General features: G+C 65.5%; 16 protein-coding genes. 2 read left to right on the top strand and 14 right to left on the bottom strand.

Annotated features, from left to right (window positions below; genetic code table 11):
- Nucleotides 1–55: 55 nt before the first annotated feature.
- Together BraRD5C2_RS37985 and bla are read right to left on the bottom strand one after the other, a co-directional pair.
- Nucleotides 56–970: an ankyrin repeat domain-containing protein gene (locus BraRD5C2_RS37985; protein WP_223977365.1), complete on the bottom strand. Its 915-nt coding sequence runs from the start codon at nucleotides 968–970 to the stop codon at nucleotides 56–58.
- Between the two features lie 115 nt (nucleotides 971–1,085).
- On the bottom strand, nucleotides 1,086–2,003 hold the full coding sequence (bla, locus tag BraRD5C2_RS37990; protein ID WP_223977367.1) for a class A beta-lactamase: 918 nt from the start codon (nucleotides 2,001–2,003) through the stop codon (nucleotides 1,086–1,088).
- Between the two features lie 99 nt (nucleotides 2,004–2,102).
- On the opposite strand from bla, the gene BraRD5C2_RS37995 reads away from it, so the two are divergent.
- Nucleotides 2,103–3,080, top strand: coding sequence for a LysR family transcriptional regulator (locus BraRD5C2_RS37995; RefSeq protein WP_223977370.1), 978 nt, complete (start codon nucleotides 2,103–2,105; stop codon nucleotides 3,078–3,080).
- A gap of 153 nt (nucleotides 3,081–3,233) precedes the next feature.
- Here the strand turns inward: BraRD5C2_RS37995 and BraRD5C2_RS38000 are convergent, their stop codons facing one another.
- From BraRD5C2_RS38000 to BraRD5C2_RS38025, 6 genes are all read right to left on the bottom strand, one after another.
- Nucleotides 3,234–4,202 carry an ABC transporter ATP-binding protein gene (locus tag BraRD5C2_RS38000; protein ID WP_223977371.1) on the bottom strand — a complete coding sequence of 323 codons (969 nt, stop codon included), beginning with the start codon at nucleotides 4,200–4,202 and terminating at the stop codon, nucleotides 3,234–3,236.
- A complete protein-coding gene (locus tag BraRD5C2_RS38005) occupies nucleotides 4,199–5,179 on the bottom strand; it encodes an ABC transporter ATP-binding protein (RefSeq protein WP_223977601.1) in 981 nt (326 codons plus the stop codon). The genes BraRD5C2_RS38000 and BraRD5C2_RS38005 overlap by 4 nt, the downstream gene beginning before the upstream one ends.
- Complete coding sequence (locus BraRD5C2_RS38010; RefSeq protein WP_223977373.1) at nucleotides 5,176–6,093, bottom strand: ABC transporter permease; 918 nt, start codon at nucleotides 6,091–6,093, stop codon at nucleotides 5,176–5,178. Before BraRD5C2_RS38010 ends, BraRD5C2_RS38005 begins: the two co-directional genes overlap by 4 nt.
- Nucleotides 6,059–7,015 carry an ABC transporter permease gene (locus BraRD5C2_RS38015; protein ID WP_223977375.1) on the bottom strand — a complete coding sequence of 319 codons (957 nt, stop codon included), beginning with the start codon at nucleotides 7,013–7,015 and terminating at the stop codon, nucleotides 6,059–6,061. Before BraRD5C2_RS38015 ends, BraRD5C2_RS38010 begins: the two co-directional genes overlap by 35 nt.
- Before the next feature lie 245 nt (nucleotides 7,016–7,260).
- Nucleotides 7,261–9,051, bottom strand: coding sequence for a peptide ABC transporter substrate-binding protein (locus BraRD5C2_RS38020; protein ID WP_223977377.1), 1,791 nt, complete (start codon nucleotides 9,049–9,051; stop codon nucleotides 7,261–7,263).
- Between the two features lie 413 nt (nucleotides 9,052–9,464).
- Nucleotides 9,465–10,883, bottom strand: a complete 1,419-nt coding sequence (locus tag BraRD5C2_RS38025) for a M20 family metallopeptidase (RefSeq protein ID WP_223977379.1) — start codon at nucleotides 10,881–10,883, stop codon at nucleotides 9,465–9,467.
- A 204-nt stretch (nucleotides 10,884–11,087) separates the two neighbouring features.
- Here BraRD5C2_RS38025 and BraRD5C2_RS38030 point away from each other — a divergent pair, with 204 nt between their 5' ends.
- Nucleotides 11,088–12,449: a metallophosphoesterase family protein gene (locus BraRD5C2_RS38030; protein ID WP_223977381.1), complete on the top strand. Its 1,362-nt coding sequence runs from the start codon at nucleotides 11,088–11,090 to the stop codon at nucleotides 12,447–12,449.
- A 67-nt stretch (nucleotides 12,450–12,516) separates the two neighbouring features.
- Here BraRD5C2_RS38030 and BraRD5C2_RS38035 read toward each other — a convergent pair whose 3' ends face one another.
- From BraRD5C2_RS38035 to BraRD5C2_RS38055, 6 genes are all read right to left on the bottom strand, one after another.
- A complete protein-coding gene (locus BraRD5C2_RS38035; protein ID WP_223977383.1) occupies nucleotides 12,517–12,729 on the bottom strand; it encodes a hypothetical protein in 213 nt (70 codons plus the stop codon).
- Nucleotides 12,730–13,152: 423 nt separating this feature from the next.
- The gene (locus tag BraRD5C2_RS38040) at nucleotides 13,153–13,527 is read right to left on the bottom strand and encodes a response regulator transcription factor (RefSeq protein WP_223977385.1); all 375 of its coding nucleotides are present in this window, start codon (nucleotides 13,525–13,527) and stop codon (nucleotides 13,153–13,155) included.
- Nucleotides 13,524–14,390 (bottom strand): S1C family serine protease, encoded by an 867-nt coding sequence (locus tag BraRD5C2_RS38045; RefSeq protein ID WP_223977387.1) that lies wholly within the window; start codon nucleotides 14,388–14,390, stop codon nucleotides 13,524–13,526. Before BraRD5C2_RS38045 ends, BraRD5C2_RS38040 begins: the two co-directional genes overlap by 4 nt.
- A gap of 104 nt (nucleotides 14,391–14,494) precedes the next feature.
- A complete protein-coding gene (locus BraRD5C2_RS39500) occupies nucleotides 14,495–14,620 on the bottom strand; it encodes a hypothetical protein (protein WP_263010108.1) in 126 nt (41 codons plus the stop codon).
- A gap of 86 nt (nucleotides 14,621–14,706) precedes the next feature.
- Nucleotides 14,707–15,420, bottom strand: coding sequence for a response regulator (locus BraRD5C2_RS38050; RefSeq protein WP_223977390.1), 714 nt, complete (start codon nucleotides 15,418–15,420; stop codon nucleotides 14,707–14,709).
- Nucleotides 15,413–17,041 (bottom strand): DUF4118 domain-containing protein, encoded by a 1,629-nt coding sequence (locus BraRD5C2_RS38055; RefSeq protein ID WP_223977392.1) that lies wholly within the window; start codon nucleotides 17,039–17,041, stop codon nucleotides 15,413–15,415. Before BraRD5C2_RS38055 ends, BraRD5C2_RS38050 begins: the two co-directional genes overlap by 8 nt.
- Nucleotides 17,042–17,165 lie beyond the last annotated feature (124 nt).

The following is a 17,165-nucleotide window of genomic DNA, read 5'->3' on the forward strand; positions in this document are numbered from 1 at the left end:
AGAATTTAGCCGACCTGCGGACCTTCCGCAACCAATGAGTCCATCGCGTCAAGCTTCAGCGCGGTGTCAGCTCCTCGCGCAGCGCGGACAGGATGGTGAGATCGGCGGCGTGCTTGCCGGCCTTGTCGGCCAGCGCCGCATCGGCGCCGTGGGCGAGCAGCGCCTTCGCGATCGCCGGGTGGTTGCCTTCGGCGGCGATCATCAGCGCCGTGCGTCCGCGCGCGTCGCGATCGTCGACCCTGGCGCCTGCGTCCAGCAGATACGCGACGACCTCGAGCGCCTGCGCCTCGGGCACGGTCTCATCCGGTCCGGCCGCCCACATCAGGAGCGTCAGATCGTTGGCGTAGCGGGCGTTGATGTCGATATCGAGCGCGAGCAACTGCTTGACGATTCCGAGCTGGCCGCCGGCTGCCGCATACACGACCGGTGGCTTGCCGGTGTCATCAACCTTGCGGCCGTCGGCGCCGTGCGCCAGCAGCATGCGCACCACCATGTCTCGGCCGGCATAGGCGGCGGCCGCGACCGCCGAGGCGCCGCTGCGTCCGGTGAGATTGACGTCGGCGCCGCGGTCGATCAGCCGCTGCACGATCGCGACATGGCCACGCTCGGCCGCAAGATACAGCGCGGTCGATCCCGCGAGGTTGCGGGCATCGACCGGCGCGCCGCGGGCGAGCAACAGGTCGACCATGTCGAGATGGCCGGAGCGGGCGGCATGGCTGAGCGGTCTTGCACCGAGCCGGTCCCGCGCATCGACCGAGGCGCCGCCATCGAGCAGCGCGGTGGCGAGATTGATGCAATCGGCATTGGCGGCCGAGAATAGCGTCAGCGAGATCTCGACCGCGCTGAGCTGGGCCTTGTCGGTTTCGTATTTGCGGATCAGCTCGCGGCAGCGTGCCGGGTCGGCCGCAGCAGAGCTGCTGTGAGCGTGGCCTGCAACAAACAGCGCGGCGAGGGCGATGCGGCGATACAAGACGTGTCCTCCGTATGGCCTGCTGACAGGTCAGCCATTCGGATTGAGCGTCGCATGATCCTTGGATGCTGCCAAGCCGCGCAGCGATTTTGAAGCCGCGCGGCGTTATCGAGCTCTAGCCGGTCTGCCCGGTGCTCGCATTCGCAACGGCGCGCGCGACATTGGCGATCACCTCGTTGCACTTCTCCATCGGAGCACTTGCCCCTGTCAGGTAGACCGTCACCACGATCGGCTTGCGGCCGGGCGGCCAGAACACGCCGATGTCGTTATAGGTGCCGCGATCGCCGGTGCCGGTCTTGTCGCCAACCCGCCAATCTCGCGGCACGCCGGCGCGCAGCCTCGTGTCGCCGGTCTTGTTGGCGACCATCCAGTCCACCAGCCTCTGGCGCGAGGCGGGCTGCAGGACATCGCCGATCGCCACGCGCTGCAAGCTTTTCAGCATCGCAACCGGGCTCGTGGTGTCGCGCAGATCGCCCGGCACGGCTTCATTCAGCGCCACCTCCCAGCGATCGAGCCGGCTGACATTGTCGCCGATGGTGCGGAAGAAGCTGGTGAAGCCGGCAGGCCCGCCGATCTCGCGCAGCAGCAGGTTGGCGGCGGTATTGTCGCTGAGGGTGATGGCGGCCTCGCAGAGTTCGGACAGCGTCATGCTCGATCCGACGTGTTGCTTGGCCACCGGCGCGTAGGCCAAGATATCCTTGGCCTCAACCTGCACGCGCTGGTCGAGGCTGGATTCGCCGCGGTCGACCCGGTGCAGCACCGCGGCCGAGGCCAGCACCTTGAAGGTGCTGCACATCGGGAACCGCTCGTCACCGCGCCGGCTCGCGCGCAACCCCGTCTCCATGTCGAGCGCGGCCACGCCGAGCCGGCCGCTGGTCGCGAGCTCAATGCGTGCAAATTCTTCCTGCAGCCGCTTTGCTGGCTCGCCTGGTCCCGCCGCCGCGCTCTGTCCTGCCGCGGCGCTTGGCCGCGGCAAAGTGCAGGAAACCGCAAGGCCCAGCGCGCGCAATCCGAATGTCCGTCTCGTCAGCATTTCTCGTCTCCGTTGGCGGCGCGAACCTGCCGGGCGGCGTGACGGAGCACAAACAATCATTTATACAACGAGGCATGAGGAAAACTTGGTCATGACGCCGTGCGCCGGCATCTCCCGCTGAACGCGTTGCGCGCCTTCGAGGCCTCCGCGCGGCTGTTGAGCTTCACCCGCGCGGGCCTGGAGCTGCGCGTGACGCAGACCGCGATCAGCCACCAGGTCAAGCAGCTCGAGGATACGCTCGGCGCCAGCCTGTTCCGCCGCCTACCGCGCGGGCTGGTGCTCACCGACGAGGGGCTCGCGCTGCTGCCGGTGCTGTCAGACGCGCTCGACCGGATCGGGGCCGCGATCGACCGCATCGAGGCCAAGGGCACGCGCGAGGTCGTCACCGTCGGCTGCGTCACGACGTTCGCGACCGGATGGCTGTTGCAGCGGGTCGATCGCTTCAAGCGCGCGCATCCCTATATCGACCTGCGCCTGCTCACCAACAACAACCGCGTCGACATTGCGGGCGACGGGCTCGATCTTGCGCTGCGCTTCGGCGACGGCTCCTGGCACGGCACCGAGGCGATCCATCTGCTGTCCGCGCCGCTCTCGCCGGTGTGCTGTGCTGATGTGGCGGGCCGGCTGCGCAAGCCGTCCGATCTGGCGCAGGAATTCTTGCTGCGCTCCTACCGCGCCGAGGAATGGCCGCTGTGGTTTGCGGTGGCCGGCGCGCCATGCCCGAAAATCCAGGGACCGATCTTCGACAGTTCAGTGGCGATGGCCGAGGCGGCTGCGCGCGGCGTCGGCGTCGGGCTGGTGCCGATTGCGATGTTCAACAACGAGTTGACCTCAGGCCGGCTGGTGCGGCCGTTCGCGGCCGAAGTGCCGGCGGGGTCCTATTGGCTGACCTGGCTGAAGTCGCGTGAGGTCACGCCCGGCATGCGCGCGTTTCGGGATTGGCTGCTGGAGGTGTTGCGGGCGGAGGTGAGTGAGAGCGAAGAGGTGAAGGATGTGCCGCACGTGCCTGCCGCGCGACCCAAGCGGAAAGCCAAAGCAAAGGCCAAGACGAAGACTGCGAAGAAGCGGCAACGCTAGTCGAAGTTCATCTAGCCCCGTCATCCTGAGGAGCTGCGAAGCGGCGTCTCGAAGGATGTACGGCCCGGCTGGTGGCCGTCGACCCTTCGAGACGCGCTTCGCGCTCCTCAGGCTGACGGTCCGGGAGCAGGTTGCGCCGCGGGGCAATCGGCCCTACGCCAGATGGCACGCCACGGAATGCCCGTTACTGCCTTCACGCAGCTCCGGCGCGCTCTGCCGGCAGCGCTCTTCGGCGATCGGGCAGCGGGTGTGGAAGTGGCAGCCTTTGGGTGGATTCATCGGGCTCGGCACGTCGCCCTTGAGCCGGATGCGCAGCTTTTTCGCCTTGGGATCGGCCACCGGCACCGCCGAGAGCAGTGCCTTGGTGTAGGGATGCTGCGGGTTGCGGTAGAGATCGCTGGCCTTGGCAAGTTCGACGATGCGGCCGAGATACATCACGGCGACGCGGTCGGAGATGTGCTCGACGACAGAGAGATCGTGGGCCACGAACAGATAGGTGAGGTTCAGCTCGGCCTGCAGATCCTCGAGCAGGTTGATGACCTGGGCCTGGATCGAGACGTCGAGCGCCGAGACCGGCTCGTCGCACACGATCAGCTTCGGCTCCAGGGTCAGCGCGCGGGCGATCGCGATGCGCTGGCGCTGGCCGCCGGAGAATTCATGCGGATAGCGCCGCATGTGCTCGGCCTTCAGCCCGACCTTGACCAGAAGGCGCGCGACGCGGTCCTCGCGCTCGCTGGCTGATGTCACGAGATTATGGATGATGAAGGGCTCGGCGAGGATCGCGCCGACCGTCATGCGCGGATTGAGCGAGGCGAACGGGTCCTGGAAGACGAGCTGCATGTTGCGCCGCATGGCGCGCAGATCGCCGCCGCCGAGCCCGATCACGTTCTGGCCGTCGAACACGACCTCGCCCGAGGTCGGCTCGATCAGCCGCAGCACGCAGCGGCCGGTGGTCGACTTGCCGCAACCGGATTCGCCGACCAGCCCCAGCGTCTCGCCACGGTTGACCGCAAACGACACGCCGTCGACCGCATAGACCTGCCCGACCTCGCGCGACAGGAGACCGCCGAGCACCGGAAAGTGCTTCTTCAGATTGCTGACGCGCAGCAGCGGCTCGCTCATGACGCGTCTCCGAGGTGGCAGGCCATGCGATGGCCGGGCGCGATCTGGCGCAGCCGCGGCTCCTGCTCGGTGCAGATGCTCATGGCGTGCTTGCAGCGGGAAGCAAACCGGCAGCCGGGCGGCGGGTTGATCAGGATCGGCACCGAGCCGCCGATCGCTTCCAGCCGGGTCTTGTGCTCGGCGTCGAGATCGATGCGCGGGATCGAGCGGATCAGGCCCTGGGTGTAGGGATGGCTCGGATTACCGAACAATTCGTCGACCGCCGCCTCTTCCACCACCTTGCCGGCATACATCACGACGACGCGCTGCGCGGTCTCCGCGACCACGCCCATCGCGTGGGTGATCAGCATCACCGCCATGCCGAGGCGCTCCTTCATGTCCTGCAGCAGGTCGAGGATCTGCGCCTGGATGGTGACGTCGAGCGCGGTGGTCGGCTCGTCGGCGATCACGAGCTTGGGCCGGCAGGCCAACGCCATCGCGATCATCACGCGCTGCCGCATGCCGCCGGAGAACTGATGCGGATAGTGATGCACGCGGCCCGCGGCATTGGGGATCTGCACCAGCGTCAGCATCTCGATGGTGCGCTCGAGCGCCTGCTTCCTGGTCACCGCCTCGTGGCGGCGCAGGCTCTCGGCGATCTGCTCGCCGATCGTCAGCACCGGGTTGAGCGAGGTCATCGGCTCCTGGAAGATGAAGCCGATCTCCTTGGCTCTGATGTCGTCGAGCTGATGGCTGGTCAGCGGCGCTAGATCGCGGCCTTCGAACATGATCTCGCCTGCGACGATCTTGCCCGGCGGCATCGCGATCAGCTTCAGGATCGACATCGCGGTGACGGTCTTGCCGCAGCCGGACTCGCCGACCACGCAGAGCGTCTCGCCGCGGTTGATGCTGATGTCGACGCCGTCGACCGCCTGGACGATGCCGTCGTCGGTGGTGAAATGGGTCTTCAGGCCCTTGATGTCGAGCAGCGCCATCAGATCACCTTGCGGGCGTCGAGCGCGTCGCGCAGCCCGTCGCCGATGAAGTTGATGGCGACGACCGCGATGAAGATCGCGCCGCCCGGGAATAGCGCCCAGTGCGGGCCGATGTCGAGAAAGTCCTTGGCGTCATAGAGGATGCGGCCCCAGGTCGGCGTATCCGGCGGGAAGCCGAGGCCGAGGAACGACAGCGTCGATTCCGCGATGATCGCGGCGGCGACGTCGATCGTACCGGCGATGATCACGGGTCCCAGCGCATTGGGCAGGATGTGGCGTACCACCTGCCGCACCGGGCTCGCGCCGAGCGCGCGCGCCGCCTCGACGAATTCCTTCTCGCGCAGCGACAGGAACTGGGCGCGCACCAGGCGGGCGACCGGCATCCAGCGCAGGCCGCCGATCACAAGCACGATCAGGATGAAGATGCCGCCCTCCGGGCCGAACATGGCCTTCAGCCCGTCGCGGAACAGGTAGATCAGCATCAAGAGCAGTGGCAGTTGCGGCAGCGACAGGAACAGGTCGGTCAGCCACATCAGCGCGTAGCCGAGCGGACCGCGTGACATGCCGGCGAGTGCGCCGATCAGCGTGCCGACGAACACCGAGACCAGCATCGCGGCGAGGCCGACCGCGAGCGAGATGCGCCCGCCATAGATCATGCGGGCGAGCAGGTCCTGGCCGAGATCGTCGGTACCGAACGGATGCGCCAGCGAGGGGCCCTGCATGCCTGCCACCACGTCGATGTCGCTCATCGAGACGCGCCAGATGAACGGGCCGATCACCACGGCCGCGATCAGCAACAGCAGCAGCACGGCGCTGACCACGGCCGGCCGGTGCCGGCGGTAGCGCCGCCAGGTTTCGCGCCAGGGCGAGTAGCCGCGCCGCTCAGCGGAAGGAGATGCGAGGGTCAAGCCAGCCATAGAGGACATCTGCAATCAGGTTGAAGAGCACCACGAGACACGCGAAAACGAAGGTCACGGCCATCACGACCGGCGTATCGTTGGCGAGGATGGAGGAAATCAGCAGCGAGCCGATGCCGGGAATCCGGAAGATCTGCTCGGTGACGATGGCGCCGCCGAACACCGCAGGCATCTGGAGCGCGATCAGCGTGACCACCGGGATCATCGCATTGCGCATCACATGCTTGACGATCACCTTGGTCTGCCCGAGCCCCTTGGCGCGCGCGGTGGTGACATAGTCGAGCCGGATCACGTCGAGCATCGCCGAGCGCACGAAGCGGGTCATCGACGCCGCCTGGAACAGGCCGAGCACCATCACCGGCATGATGGCCTGCCGGATCATCTCCAATAGCCAGGGGATGCCGCTGCCGGGGACGTCGGTGTAGACGAAGGGCAGCCAGTCGAGCTTCACCGAGAACACCAGGATGAACAGGATGCCGGTGAAGAAGGTCGGCAGCGAGAAGCCGATGAAAGCAAAGGTATTGGCGAGCTGGTCGAACAGCGAATAGGGCCGGGTGGCGGCATAGACGCCGACCGGGATCGCGATCAGCAGCGCCAAGAGCTGCGCCGAGCCGATCACGTAGAGCGTGGTCGGCAGCCGCTGCAGGATCAGCGTGTCGACGTTGATCCGGCTGACAAAGGAGAAGCCCCAGTCGCCCTGCACCATCGCCGCAAGCCAATGCAGGTAGCGGAGATAGATCGGATCATCGAGACCGAACTTGGTGCGCAGCGCGGCCTGCACCTCGGGCGGCACGTTCGGATTGGTCGCGAGCTCGCTGAACGGATCGCCCGGCGCGAGCGCCAGCACGACGAACAGCACGACCGAAATCCCGAGCAGGCTCGGGATCGCGATCATCAGACGGCGCAGGATATACTGACTCATCGAGAGATCATCTAACTAACGCTCGCACCTTGAGCACGTTGATCTTGTTTCCAGTCGAAAGGCGAGCTTCACCTCGCGCCCTGCGTGCGGGGAGAGGTCGGAATCCAAGCACAGCCTGAATTCCGGGTGAGGGGGACTCTCCAAGAACTCATCTCGCACGGTATTTTCGGTTGGAGCCCCTCTCCCCGTAAGAACGGGCAGAGGAAGAACATGCACCCACTCAACTCCGAACCTGTCCCCGTGTCTCAGGTTTCACGATACCAGTCTTGCAGATTGTCGGTCTGGTTGGCCCAGCCGGACAGCGCGGGCCGCAGCGTGTTGGAGCAGGCTTCCACCGCAAGCCGATGCATCACGGGGATCATCACCGTGTCCTGCCACATCAGATCGTTGCACTTGATGTAGAGATCCGCGCGCTTGATCGGATCGGTCTCGGTATCGGCGGCATCGACGGCGGCGTCGAAATCCTTGTTGACCCAGCGCGGGAAGTTCGGTCCCTGCCACTTGTTCTCCTTGGTAGAGACGTTGCGCGAATGATAGCGGCGCATGTGCAGGGCCGGATCGGGCTGCGTCATCGGGATCTGGAACATCTCGATATCGGCATAGAAATGCGCGTAGGTGTCGGGGTTGGCGACGTCGGAGGAGAAGAACACCGAGGCCACCACCGATTTCAGCTCGACGTCGATGCCGGCCTTCTGGCAGGCCTGCTTGACGATCGCCTGGGTCTTCTGCCGCGGTCCGTTGATCGAGGTCTGGTACAGCAGCTTCAGCTTCTTGCCGTCCTTCTCGCGGATGCCGTCGGAGCCCGCCTTCCAGCCGGCCTGCTCGAGCAGCGCGCTCGCCTTCTCGACCGAGAACTCCCATTTGGTGTTCTTGGAGACGAACTCCTCGGGGCCATTGAGATAGTTGGCGGTGGCGCGGCCGGCGCGGCCGTAGATCACCTTCTTGATGGACTCGCGGTCGACCAGCAATGCGAGTGCCTGGCGCACGCGCGGGTCGGACAGGATCGGATGCTTGGTCTTCATCGACGAGCGTTCGCCGTCGACCTCGGTGTTGGGGTCGGTGAAGTTGATGGCGATAAACTCGATGTCGCCGCCGACGGCATAGAGCGTCTTGCCCTTGCCGCCCTTCTCCAGCCGCAGCAGCACCTCGTCCTCGACCTGGATATTCCAGGCGAAATCATATTCGCCGGTCTGGATCACCGCGCGCGCCGCCGACACCGCGTCACCGCCGCCCTTCATCTCGATCGTGTCGAAATAGGGCCGGTTCGCCATGTGGTAGTCCGCATTGATTTCGCCGCGGATCAGGTCGCCCGGCTTGAATTCGATGAACTTGTAGGGTCCGGTGCCGACCGGCTTCAGATTGGTCGACGCCTCGCGCGACTTGCCGCCCTTGAATTCCGCGAACAGGTGTTTCGGAATGATGCAGCCATAGGCGCCGACGAACGCGTTGGCCCAGAACGGCGTCGGATCCTTGAACTTGATGCGGATCGTGAGGTCGTCGACCTTCTCCACGGTCATGCCGGCGTAAGTCGCGCTCGAGACCGCGGCCGTCGCGGGGTCGCTGGCATATTCCCAGGTGAAGACGACGTCGTCGGCGCTGAACGGTTTTCCGTCATGCCATTTGACGCCGGGCTTGAGTTTCCAGACCACCGATTTGGCGTCAGCGGCGAGGCCGCCATTCTGGAGCGAGGGGATCTCGGCGGCGAGGATCGGGTTGAGATGGCCGTCGACGTCCCAGCTGGCCAGCGGCTCGTAGAAGATCCGCGAACCGTCCTGGTCCTTGGTGCCGGTAGCGAAATGCGGATTGAGCAGGGTCGGGCCCTGCCACCACAACAGCTTCAGCGGACCGCCGCCGCCGCGCTTGGTCGGCTTGTAGGGGTTGGGGCTCTGCGCCATCGCGACGCCGCCGATCGCCAGAATCTGGTTCGCCAACGGCGCGGTGAGGCCGACGGCAATCATTCGCTTGACGAAGGCGCGGCGGTCCATCCGTCCGTTCCTTACGTCGTCGATCATCCCGCGCAGATTGTTATCGAACATTGTCCCCTCGGTCCGGCTCACGTGTGATTGCGGCGGGCCTTGGAACCGGCCGCCGTGCTGGCGGCAGATGCCACACCGAATGACCGCGAAGGTCAACGTCTCCAACGCCACAGGGTCTAGGTCTTTTGGCTATCGCTTGTGCAGAACCGCGCCGGGCCGCACATCGGTTCGGCATTTCGGCGCCAAAGCGCGGCTGCGCGCGCCTCGCAGTGCGGAAAATTTGTTCGTTATCCTTTGTTCCGAGATGCTTTCTTGCCACACGGACGCGCTTTCGCGCGAAGTGAATGCCGGTTCGCGTCAAGAAACCGCGCCAAGACAAGAATCCCGAGCCCCGCCCCGATCAAAATCGGAGCGGGAAAGGCGCTCGCCGGGCCGCGCATCGAAGCGCGGGCTCGGCCTGTTAGATGCGGCGCTCAGGCGACCGACATGTCCAACGGCGGTGCAACATTCGCCGGCAGCGGACTGACATAGGGCGTTCGGGTGGTCCGCTTCTTGAGGTCGGCCTTGGCGGCCGCGATCAGCTCAGGCTCCATCAACGCCTTGACGCCGAGGCCGGCCATCGCCTTGGCGGCCTGCACCATCGCCTTGTGCGCGGCCGGCGTCTTGCCCTGCGCCACAACCTGCCAGGTGTGGAACGGCGTGCCGATTGCAACCGTCGGTGCATGGACCTGCACCGTCGGCACCACCCAGCTGACGTCGCCGACATCGGTCGAGCCGACCAGCGGATTGCGCTTGGCGTCGATCGGCACCAGGAAATCGGCCAGCGGCCGCTCGGTCGGATCCATGCCGATCGCGTAGTAGACCGAGGCGATGTCCTTGTCGGTCAGGGTCGCGCGGATCTTGCCGGCGAAATCCTTGTCGGCATCGTCGAAATGCGGCGGGCCGAGATCTTCCATGATCCGGTGCAGCGTCTGCTCCAGCGGGGTGTTGGGCAGGATGTTGGAGACCGCGGAGATGATCTTCATCTCCATCTTGGTCTCGGTCATAAGGGCTGCGCCTTGCGCGATCTTGTTCACGCGCTCGACCAGTTCGTTCATGCCGGGCAGGTCGCGGGCGCGGATCGAATAGCGCACGCGGGCATGGGCCTGCACCACATTGGGCGCAATGCCGCCGGTGTCGAGCAGCGCGTAATGCACGCGGGCATCGCTGGGCATATGCTCGCGCATATAGTTGACGCCGACATTCATCAATTCCACCGCATCGAGCGCGCTGCGGCCGAGATGCGGCGAGGCCGCCGCATGCGAGGTCCGCCCGGTGAAGATGAAATCGGCACGGGTGTTGGCGAGCGACGGCGTCACCGCCACTTCCCAGAAGCTGTGCGGATGCCAGGTGATGGCGATGTCGGCGTCCTCGAACGCGCCACAGCGCACCATGAAGGCCTTTGCCGCGCCGCCTTCCTCGGCCGGACAGCCGTAATAGCGCACCCGGCCCGGCACCTTGTTGGCGGCGAGCCAGTCCTTCACCGCGGTCGCCGCGAGCAGCGCGGAAGAGCCGAGCAGATTGTGGCCGCAGCCATGGCCGTGACCGCCGCTCTCGACCGGACGAGGTTCGGCAATGCCGGCTTCCTGGCTGAGGCCGGGCAGGGCGTCATATTCGCCGAGGAAGGCGATCACAGGTCCGCCCTCACCCCATTCGCCCATCACGGCGGTCGGAATGTCGGCGAGGTTTTCGGTGATGCGGAAACCCTGGTGGCGCAGTTCGGCCAGATGTTCGGCGGATGAGCGCGCCTCGGTGTAGCAGACCTCGGGCATCGCCCAGACCCGGTCGCTCAATTCGATGAAACGCGGCTTGATCGTGTCGACGCCGCGCCAAACATCATTACGGTTGTCCATTTGCTCCGATCCTTAAAAGGCAATCTGAAGCACGAAAGGCTAGCAGCTTGGCACGCCGCCGCCTAGCGTGCGCCGGCAGAGCAGCTTTTCCGCAGCGTCACGTCTTGGTGTGCAGAGAAACAGTCGCAAAGGGCACCGGGCGCCTACCTTGAGCGATCAGCCTGCCTTCCTCTATGATATGGCTCGCGAGCACGTGGTCCGACCATGCATGATGCAATTCCGTCTCTGTTGCCGAGAAGTCCGGGCCACCAGTTCGTGATCTATGCCGACGCCTGCTCGGGCATTCCCGGCGCGCCGCATGAGCGCACCTTCGCGTCGGTGAACAATGTGGTCTGCCGGCTGCATCCTGCGCCCGAATTCATTCTTTTCCCCGGCGACGAGATCATCGGCCTCACCGCCGATGCCGACGCATTGCGTGCGCAATGGCGGCATTGGCTTGAGGTTGAGATGGCCTGGCTCGACCGGCGTGCGGTGCCGCTGTGGCACACGACCGGCAACCACACGACTTACGACGAGATGAGCGAGGCGGTGTTTCGCGAGGTGCTCAAGCTGCCGCGCAATGGTCCGCCGGGGCAGGAGGGTCTGTCCTACTGGGTCCGCCGCGACGATCTCCTGATGGTGTTCGTGCACACGCTGTGGAGCGGGCTGGGCGGCGAGGGCCATGTCGAGACCGATTGGCTGCAAGCAGTCCTCGCACAGCACAGGGATGCCAGGCACAAACTGGTGCTAGGTCATCATCCCGTGTACCCGATCAACGGCTTCAGCGGCAGCTATCAGCGCGAGATCGGCCACGAATACAGCGCGCGCTTCTGGGATCTCTTGGTCCGCGCCGGCGTGACCGCCTATCTGTGCAGCCACATCCTCGCATTCGATGTTCAGGTCCATCGCGGCGTGCTGCAGATCTGCACCGCGGGCGCGGGCACCGCGCACCGGATGCCCGAGGGCGTCGAGTATCTGCATTGCGTGCAGGCGGCGCTCGATCAGGACGGTCTTCGCTATCAGGTGCTCGACACCGAGGGCGTCGTGCGCGAGCAACTCGCATGGCCGCTGCAATCGCTCGACCACGTCGCGTGGTCGCGATTGCCGCACGGGACCAGCCCCGCGCCATTGTCCGGGATGGCGGCGCCCGCGACGGTGGTCGCCCTGAAATTGTCGGGCCGCACCGCCGCGGCAAGCGCCGCGCCGCAGACGCTGCTGTGTACGCCGGTGCCTGACACCATCGCACCGCTCTGGCTCGGCCTGCGTGGGCCGAACCAGACGCTCACCCTGATCCTCGGGCGTGAACCCGGGCGTAGCCCGCACTACTGGGTCGGTCCTGATCTCGGTGACGAGCGGGATTTCGACCTCGACATCGCATTCTATCCGGATATGGGACCGGGCGGCGTGCTATGGCGACGCCGCGGCGACATCAGCTGGACGTCGTTCGCGGCGATATCTGCAACGGGGCTCGAGCGGTTCTCATGGCCCGCGCTCTGGAGCGTCGGGTGCAGCGAGCGTGGACCGGACGACAGGCGATATGCCGGACCACGGCTCGACGTCGCTGCGGCCGTGATCGCTTTGTCTTGAGCCATGGCCTTGAGCCAAAGTCGGCGGCGACCGCCCGGCTGAGACGCCGAGCAAGGAGGCAGGTGGCCTAGTCAGGCTTGTTCGGCTTGTCGCGTTCTGCGTTCTTCGATTCGCGATCGATCAGCGTGCAGACCCGCCGCTGCGCGAGCAAGCCGAGCCGCGCGCGCGTGCTGCCGTGCTTGATCTTGCCGTTGATTTCGAATGACCAGCTCCAGAGGTCAGGTTCGATGTTGGTGAGCGTGTATTGAATGTCCCGATGACGATCGATCAGCTTCTTCATGCCGTTTCTTCTTGTTGGCTGAAGATTGCATAGCGAGATCAAGAAGGCGTCTGTATCCGGACGACTACTTACACAATTGGTCTAAGTGTCCGCGCGACGGAATTTTTCGCACTCACTGAGTTGGGGCCTTGTCCAGTGGTTACGCAAGCTCGGGCAAATCTTGTCGCGAGAACGCGGAACTGTTTCCCATTCTCATCTGTCATCGCCCGGCTCGACCGGGCGATCCAGTACGCCGCGGCCTCTCGGCTCAATGACTGGCGTCTCTGGAATAGTGGATCACCCGCGTGCGCGGGTGATGACACCGGAGGTGAGTGGCTTGAGATCCAATCGTCATTGCGAGCGAAGCGAAGCAATCCATCGCTCAACGCCCGCGGGGGAATGGATTGCTTCGCTTCGCTCGCAATGACAGCAGAACGTGAGAACTCACAAATTGATCACCCCGCGCCGCGCCGCATGCGCCACCGCATCGGTGCGGCCGGTGGCGTCGAGCTTGTCGAGCAGGGAGCCGACATGAAACTTGGCGGTGTGGACCGAAATCCCGAGCCGCTGTGCGATCATCTTGTTGGATGCGCCTTCGGCCAGCAACGCCAGCACGTCGAGCTCGCGCGGCGTCAGCTCGAAGTCGCCGCCGCCCGCGGTGTCCCGGTTGCGTGCGACGATCGCAGCCGTTGCCTGTTCACCCGGCGCGGCAAGCCGCAGGCCGGCGACGCTGCCGAGCAGTGTCGCCAGCTGGTCGGCGAGGGCGGGATCGTCGATCTCGAGTGCGATGACGATGTCGGCGGCAGGCTCGCTGCTCACGTCTCGGGCCTTTCGCCGACCGTCACCTTGAAGTTCAACGGCTCGCCGCCGCGATGCACGGTGAGCTCAACGACGCTGCCGACGCTCTGCGGTCCGAGACCGCGCGACAACGCCCGCACGCCCGACAGTTTCTCGCCGTTGACGGCAATAATCACGTCGCCCTGGCGGATGCCGGCGGCGGCCGCGGGGCCGGCCTTGTCGACATTCATCACCATTGCGCCGAGGCCGTCGTCGAGACGGACCGGCTGCAGCCCGACGCCGAGATATCCGCGCGCGATGCGGCCGCTCTTCTCGAGCTGGGCCGCGACCCGCTCGATGGTCGCGGCAGGGATCGTCAGCACGCGGCGCGGGCCGAGCACCGCCATGCCGAACGGCGCACCTGTGGCGTTCAGCGCCAGCCCGCCCTGCTGGCTGTGTCGCAGCCGGACGTCGAGCTCGATCCGCGCGTCGATCTCGCCGCCGCGCAGGCTGCGCCAGGCGGCGCCGGACCGGGAGACCATGCCGAGCCGCGCAATCGGCGCGCCGCGGTCGGCTGCGACGATCACCGCGAGCGATCCGAGCGCTGGGATTTCGGTCGACAGCTTGATCGGCGCGACGTCGCCATCGACGCGCAGCAGCGCGATGTCGGTGGTGTGGTCGCGTCCGGCGACAACGGCTTGCCTGCGGCTACCGTCGGCAAACTGGATTTCGACCTCGCCCTCGTCGGCGAGCGCTTCGTCCGCAGTGACGATCAGGCCGGTCTTCCAGACGAAGCCGGAGGCGCGCGCGCGATGCGAATGTACGGAGACGATTGCAGGCGCCGCGCGCGCAATGGTCTCGGAAAGGGCTGATGACAGCGAGGCGAGTGTGGTCGGTTCGGTCATGGGAAACTCCGTTGGCTTCCCCCAATCTGGGATGTTGCGGCCCGCGATGAAACTGGCCGGATGGGCAGGGCCGGGACGCGAAACATCGGCGGAGCCCGAATCGCTCAGCTCCGGTCCCGGGTTCTCCAGCCGAATAGGGCGAAGCCGGCGACGAGCGCGACCACGATCAGCATCCAGTTCTGACCCTCGAAGCCGAGGAAGTGAAACGGTTGAATCAGGAACTGCACCACGTGCCCCTTTTCCGGGCACGCTAAGGCTTTCTCCGTCGGAAATATATTATTTTTGTATATATGCCGGCCGGCGGGCGTTGGAAGCGTTAGTCCGCCACGCTGGTCTCCAGACGGTTTTCCAGCCGATAGCCGACGCCGGACTCTGTTACCAGCAGGCGAGGCTGGTTGGGGTCGGCCTCGATCTTCTGGCGCAGCTTGCGCACCAGGATGCGTAGATACTGGATATTGTCGCGCTGGTTGCCGGTCCAGATCTCCTTCAGCAGCTGATCGTGCGTCACCACCAGGCCGATATGTACGGCAAGGACGTGCAGCAGGCGGTACTCCTTCCGCGTCAGCTTGATCCTGGCCTGGTTGAGCGAGACGGTCCGGCTGACGAGATCGACCGACAGCGGCCCGGCGACGACCACCGGGTTCTCGGTGGCGCTCTTGAAATAGCGGCGCAACGCGGCGTCGCAGCGCGCCAGCAACTCGGCCATGCCGAACGGCTTGACGACATAATCATCGGCACCGGCCTGCAGCAGCCGAACCTTCTCGTCCTCGATGGATTCGACGGAGAGCACGATCACCGGAACGTTGGACCAGGAGCGCAGCCGCTCCAGCGTCTCACTGCCGTGCAGGTCCGGCAGGCCGAGATCGAGGATCACGAGATCGGGCGCATTGAAGGTCGCGATCTTCAAGCCGTCTGCGGCGTTCTCGGCCTCGACCACGGAGAAGCCGTGAATTTCGAACCCGGCGCGCAGGAAGCGGCGGATCTTCGGTTCGTCATCGATCAGCAGGACGAGGTTACGCGGCTTACTCATCGTCGCAGGTCACCAATTCTGAATCCGTGGTCTGCGGTGCCGGTAGCAAGATCGATGCCGTTGTCCCAAGGCCGTGGCCGCGGCTCACGACCTCGACGGTGCCGTCATGCGCCTTGACGAAGGTCGATGCGATCCAGAAGCCGAGTCCGGAGCCGGGAACGTTTGCCTGGTGCCGCGGGCTGCGGAACGACTTTCGGCCGAGATGGCGCTGCTCGTCCGGCGTGACGCCAACCCCCTGGTCGACGATCGACATCACGACGCGCCCGCCGACGTGCCGGGTCCGCACCGAGATCGTCGACCCGGACGGGGAGTATTTGGCGGCGTTTTCGAGCAGCTGGCCACAGGCCTCCGCGACCAGGCCTGAATCGACGTTGAGCAGTGGGAGATCGTCGTCAAATCCGATCTCGACACGGTGCGCCGCCAGCCGCGGCGCACGCGCCTTGACGGCGGCGTTGACGATGTCTCGCGGATCGGACCATTCGAGACGTGGTGTCAGCCCGCCGGCCGTGACGCGCGTCGCATTCAGGAGATTGCGGATGTGGCCATCGAGCCGCACGACCTCATCCGAGACCGCCTCGATCAGCGAACGCAGCCGTTCGTCGGCGCTGATGGCCGGCATCGCGTGCATGACGCTCACAGATCCCTGGATTGCGGCGAGCGGCGAGCAGAGTTCGTGCGAGAGCGTGCCATGGAAGGCGTCCCGCAACAGTTCGGCCTGCAGATGCATCCTGGCATCGTCCATCGCCTTGCCGATGTCGAGCCGCCGCAGCGTCAGCGAAACCTCCTCCAGCACCGCCTCGATCCGGCGTGTGCGCAACGCGATCGCCTCGCGTGTGCCGCGCCCGGCATTGATGGCGATGACGCCGTGCACCACGGTGTTCGATCCGACGGCACGGAGCAGCCATACGTCCTGGGTCGATTCATCGATGATGCTGCGATCGGTCGCGCCGACCGCCGCGGTCATCGCTGCAACGCTCTCCTGCACAGCCGGCGGCGCAGCGCCCAACTCCGGCGAGGATTCGAAATGACCTCCCGCGGACGCGACGAACAATGCCGCCCGCTGGCCGAGCGTATGGGCCAGATAATGACTGACGGCATCGATCAGGTCGGAGATGGTGAAGCAGGCGGTGAGGCGTTTGGAGAATTCGTAGAGGTGCTGGATCTCCCGCTCGCGGCGCCGCAACCTTTCCGTCTCCTGTTGCAGGCGCGACGCCAGATTGCTGCTCACCAGCGCAACGACGAGGAAGACGAGGAGGTCGATCGCCTCCTGCGGACTGTCGACCCGAAGGCTGTAGAGCGGGGTGAAAAAGAAGAAGTCGGCCGCGGTGATTGCGGTCAACGATGCCAGCGTACCCGCCCAGATGCCCCATCGGGTGGCCGCATAGATGATGGGGATCAGATACGCGATCGGCACCAGGTTCGCGGCGATCGGCTCATTGAGCACAAACAGCAGCGCCGTGACGACGCCGATCGATCCAACCGACCACAGCAGAGGCAGGACGTCGGTCCACATGACCAATTGCGGCTTCGCGTCGAACCCAGGCGCGAACACATGCTCCGCTTCGGCACGGCGCGCGCGGATATCCGCGAGCCGTTGAAACAGGGGCAGGGAATAGATCAAGGATTTCGCCTTCGCAGAGCAAGACACCGGAAGATCCTCGTCACGGCCGTTTCGGCCTGCACGAAATCCGCCCCCGCAACATCCGATGTGAGCGCTGAAGACGCGGGTCCATTGCCGTTAGAAC

The organism is Bradyrhizobium sp. RD5-C2 (assembly GCF_019972155.1).
In the GTDB taxonomy this organism is placed as follows: domain Bacteria; phylum Pseudomonadota; class Alphaproteobacteria; order Rhizobiales; family Xanthobacteraceae; genus Bradyrhizobium.

Coding starts and splice junctions, on each gene's coding strand:
- bla (WP_223977367.1), bottom strand. CDS start 2,003: ATGCTGACGAGACGGACATTCGGATTGCGCGCGCTGGGCCTTGCGGTT.
- BraRD5C2_RS38000 (WP_223977371.1), bottom strand. CDS start 4,202: ATGAGCGAGCCGCTGCTGCGCGTCAGCAATCTGAAGAAGCACTTTCCG.
- BraRD5C2_RS38010 (WP_223977373.1), bottom strand. CDS start 6,093: ATGGCTGGCTTGACCCTCGCATCTCCTTCCGCTGAGCGGCGCGGCTAC.
- BraRD5C2_RS38015 (WP_223977375.1), bottom strand. CDS start 7,015: ATGAGTCAGTATATCCTGCGCCGTCTGATGATCGCGATCCCGAGCCTG.
- BraRD5C2_RS38020 (WP_223977377.1), bottom strand. CDS start 9,051: ATGTTCGATAACAATCTGCGCGGGATGATCGACGACGTAAGGAACGGA.
- BraRD5C2_RS38025 (WP_223977379.1), bottom strand. CDS start 10,883: ATGGACAACCGTAATGATGTTTGGCGCGGCGTCGACACGATCAAGCCG.
- BraRD5C2_RS38030 (WP_223977381.1), top strand. CDS start 11,088: ATGCATGATGCAATTCCGTCTCTGTTGCCGAGAAGTCCGGGCCACCAG.
- BraRD5C2_RS38035 (WP_223977383.1), bottom strand. CDS start 12,729: ATGAAGAAGCTGATCGATCGTCATCGGGACATTCAATACACGCTCACC.
- BraRD5C2_RS38045 (WP_223977387.1), bottom strand. CDS start 14,390: ATGACCGAACCGACCACACTCGCCTCGCTGTCATCAGCCCTTTCCGAG.
- BraRD5C2_RS38050 (WP_223977390.1), bottom strand. CDS start 15,420: ATGAGTAAGCCGCGTAACCTCGTCCTGCTGATCGATGACGAACCGAAG.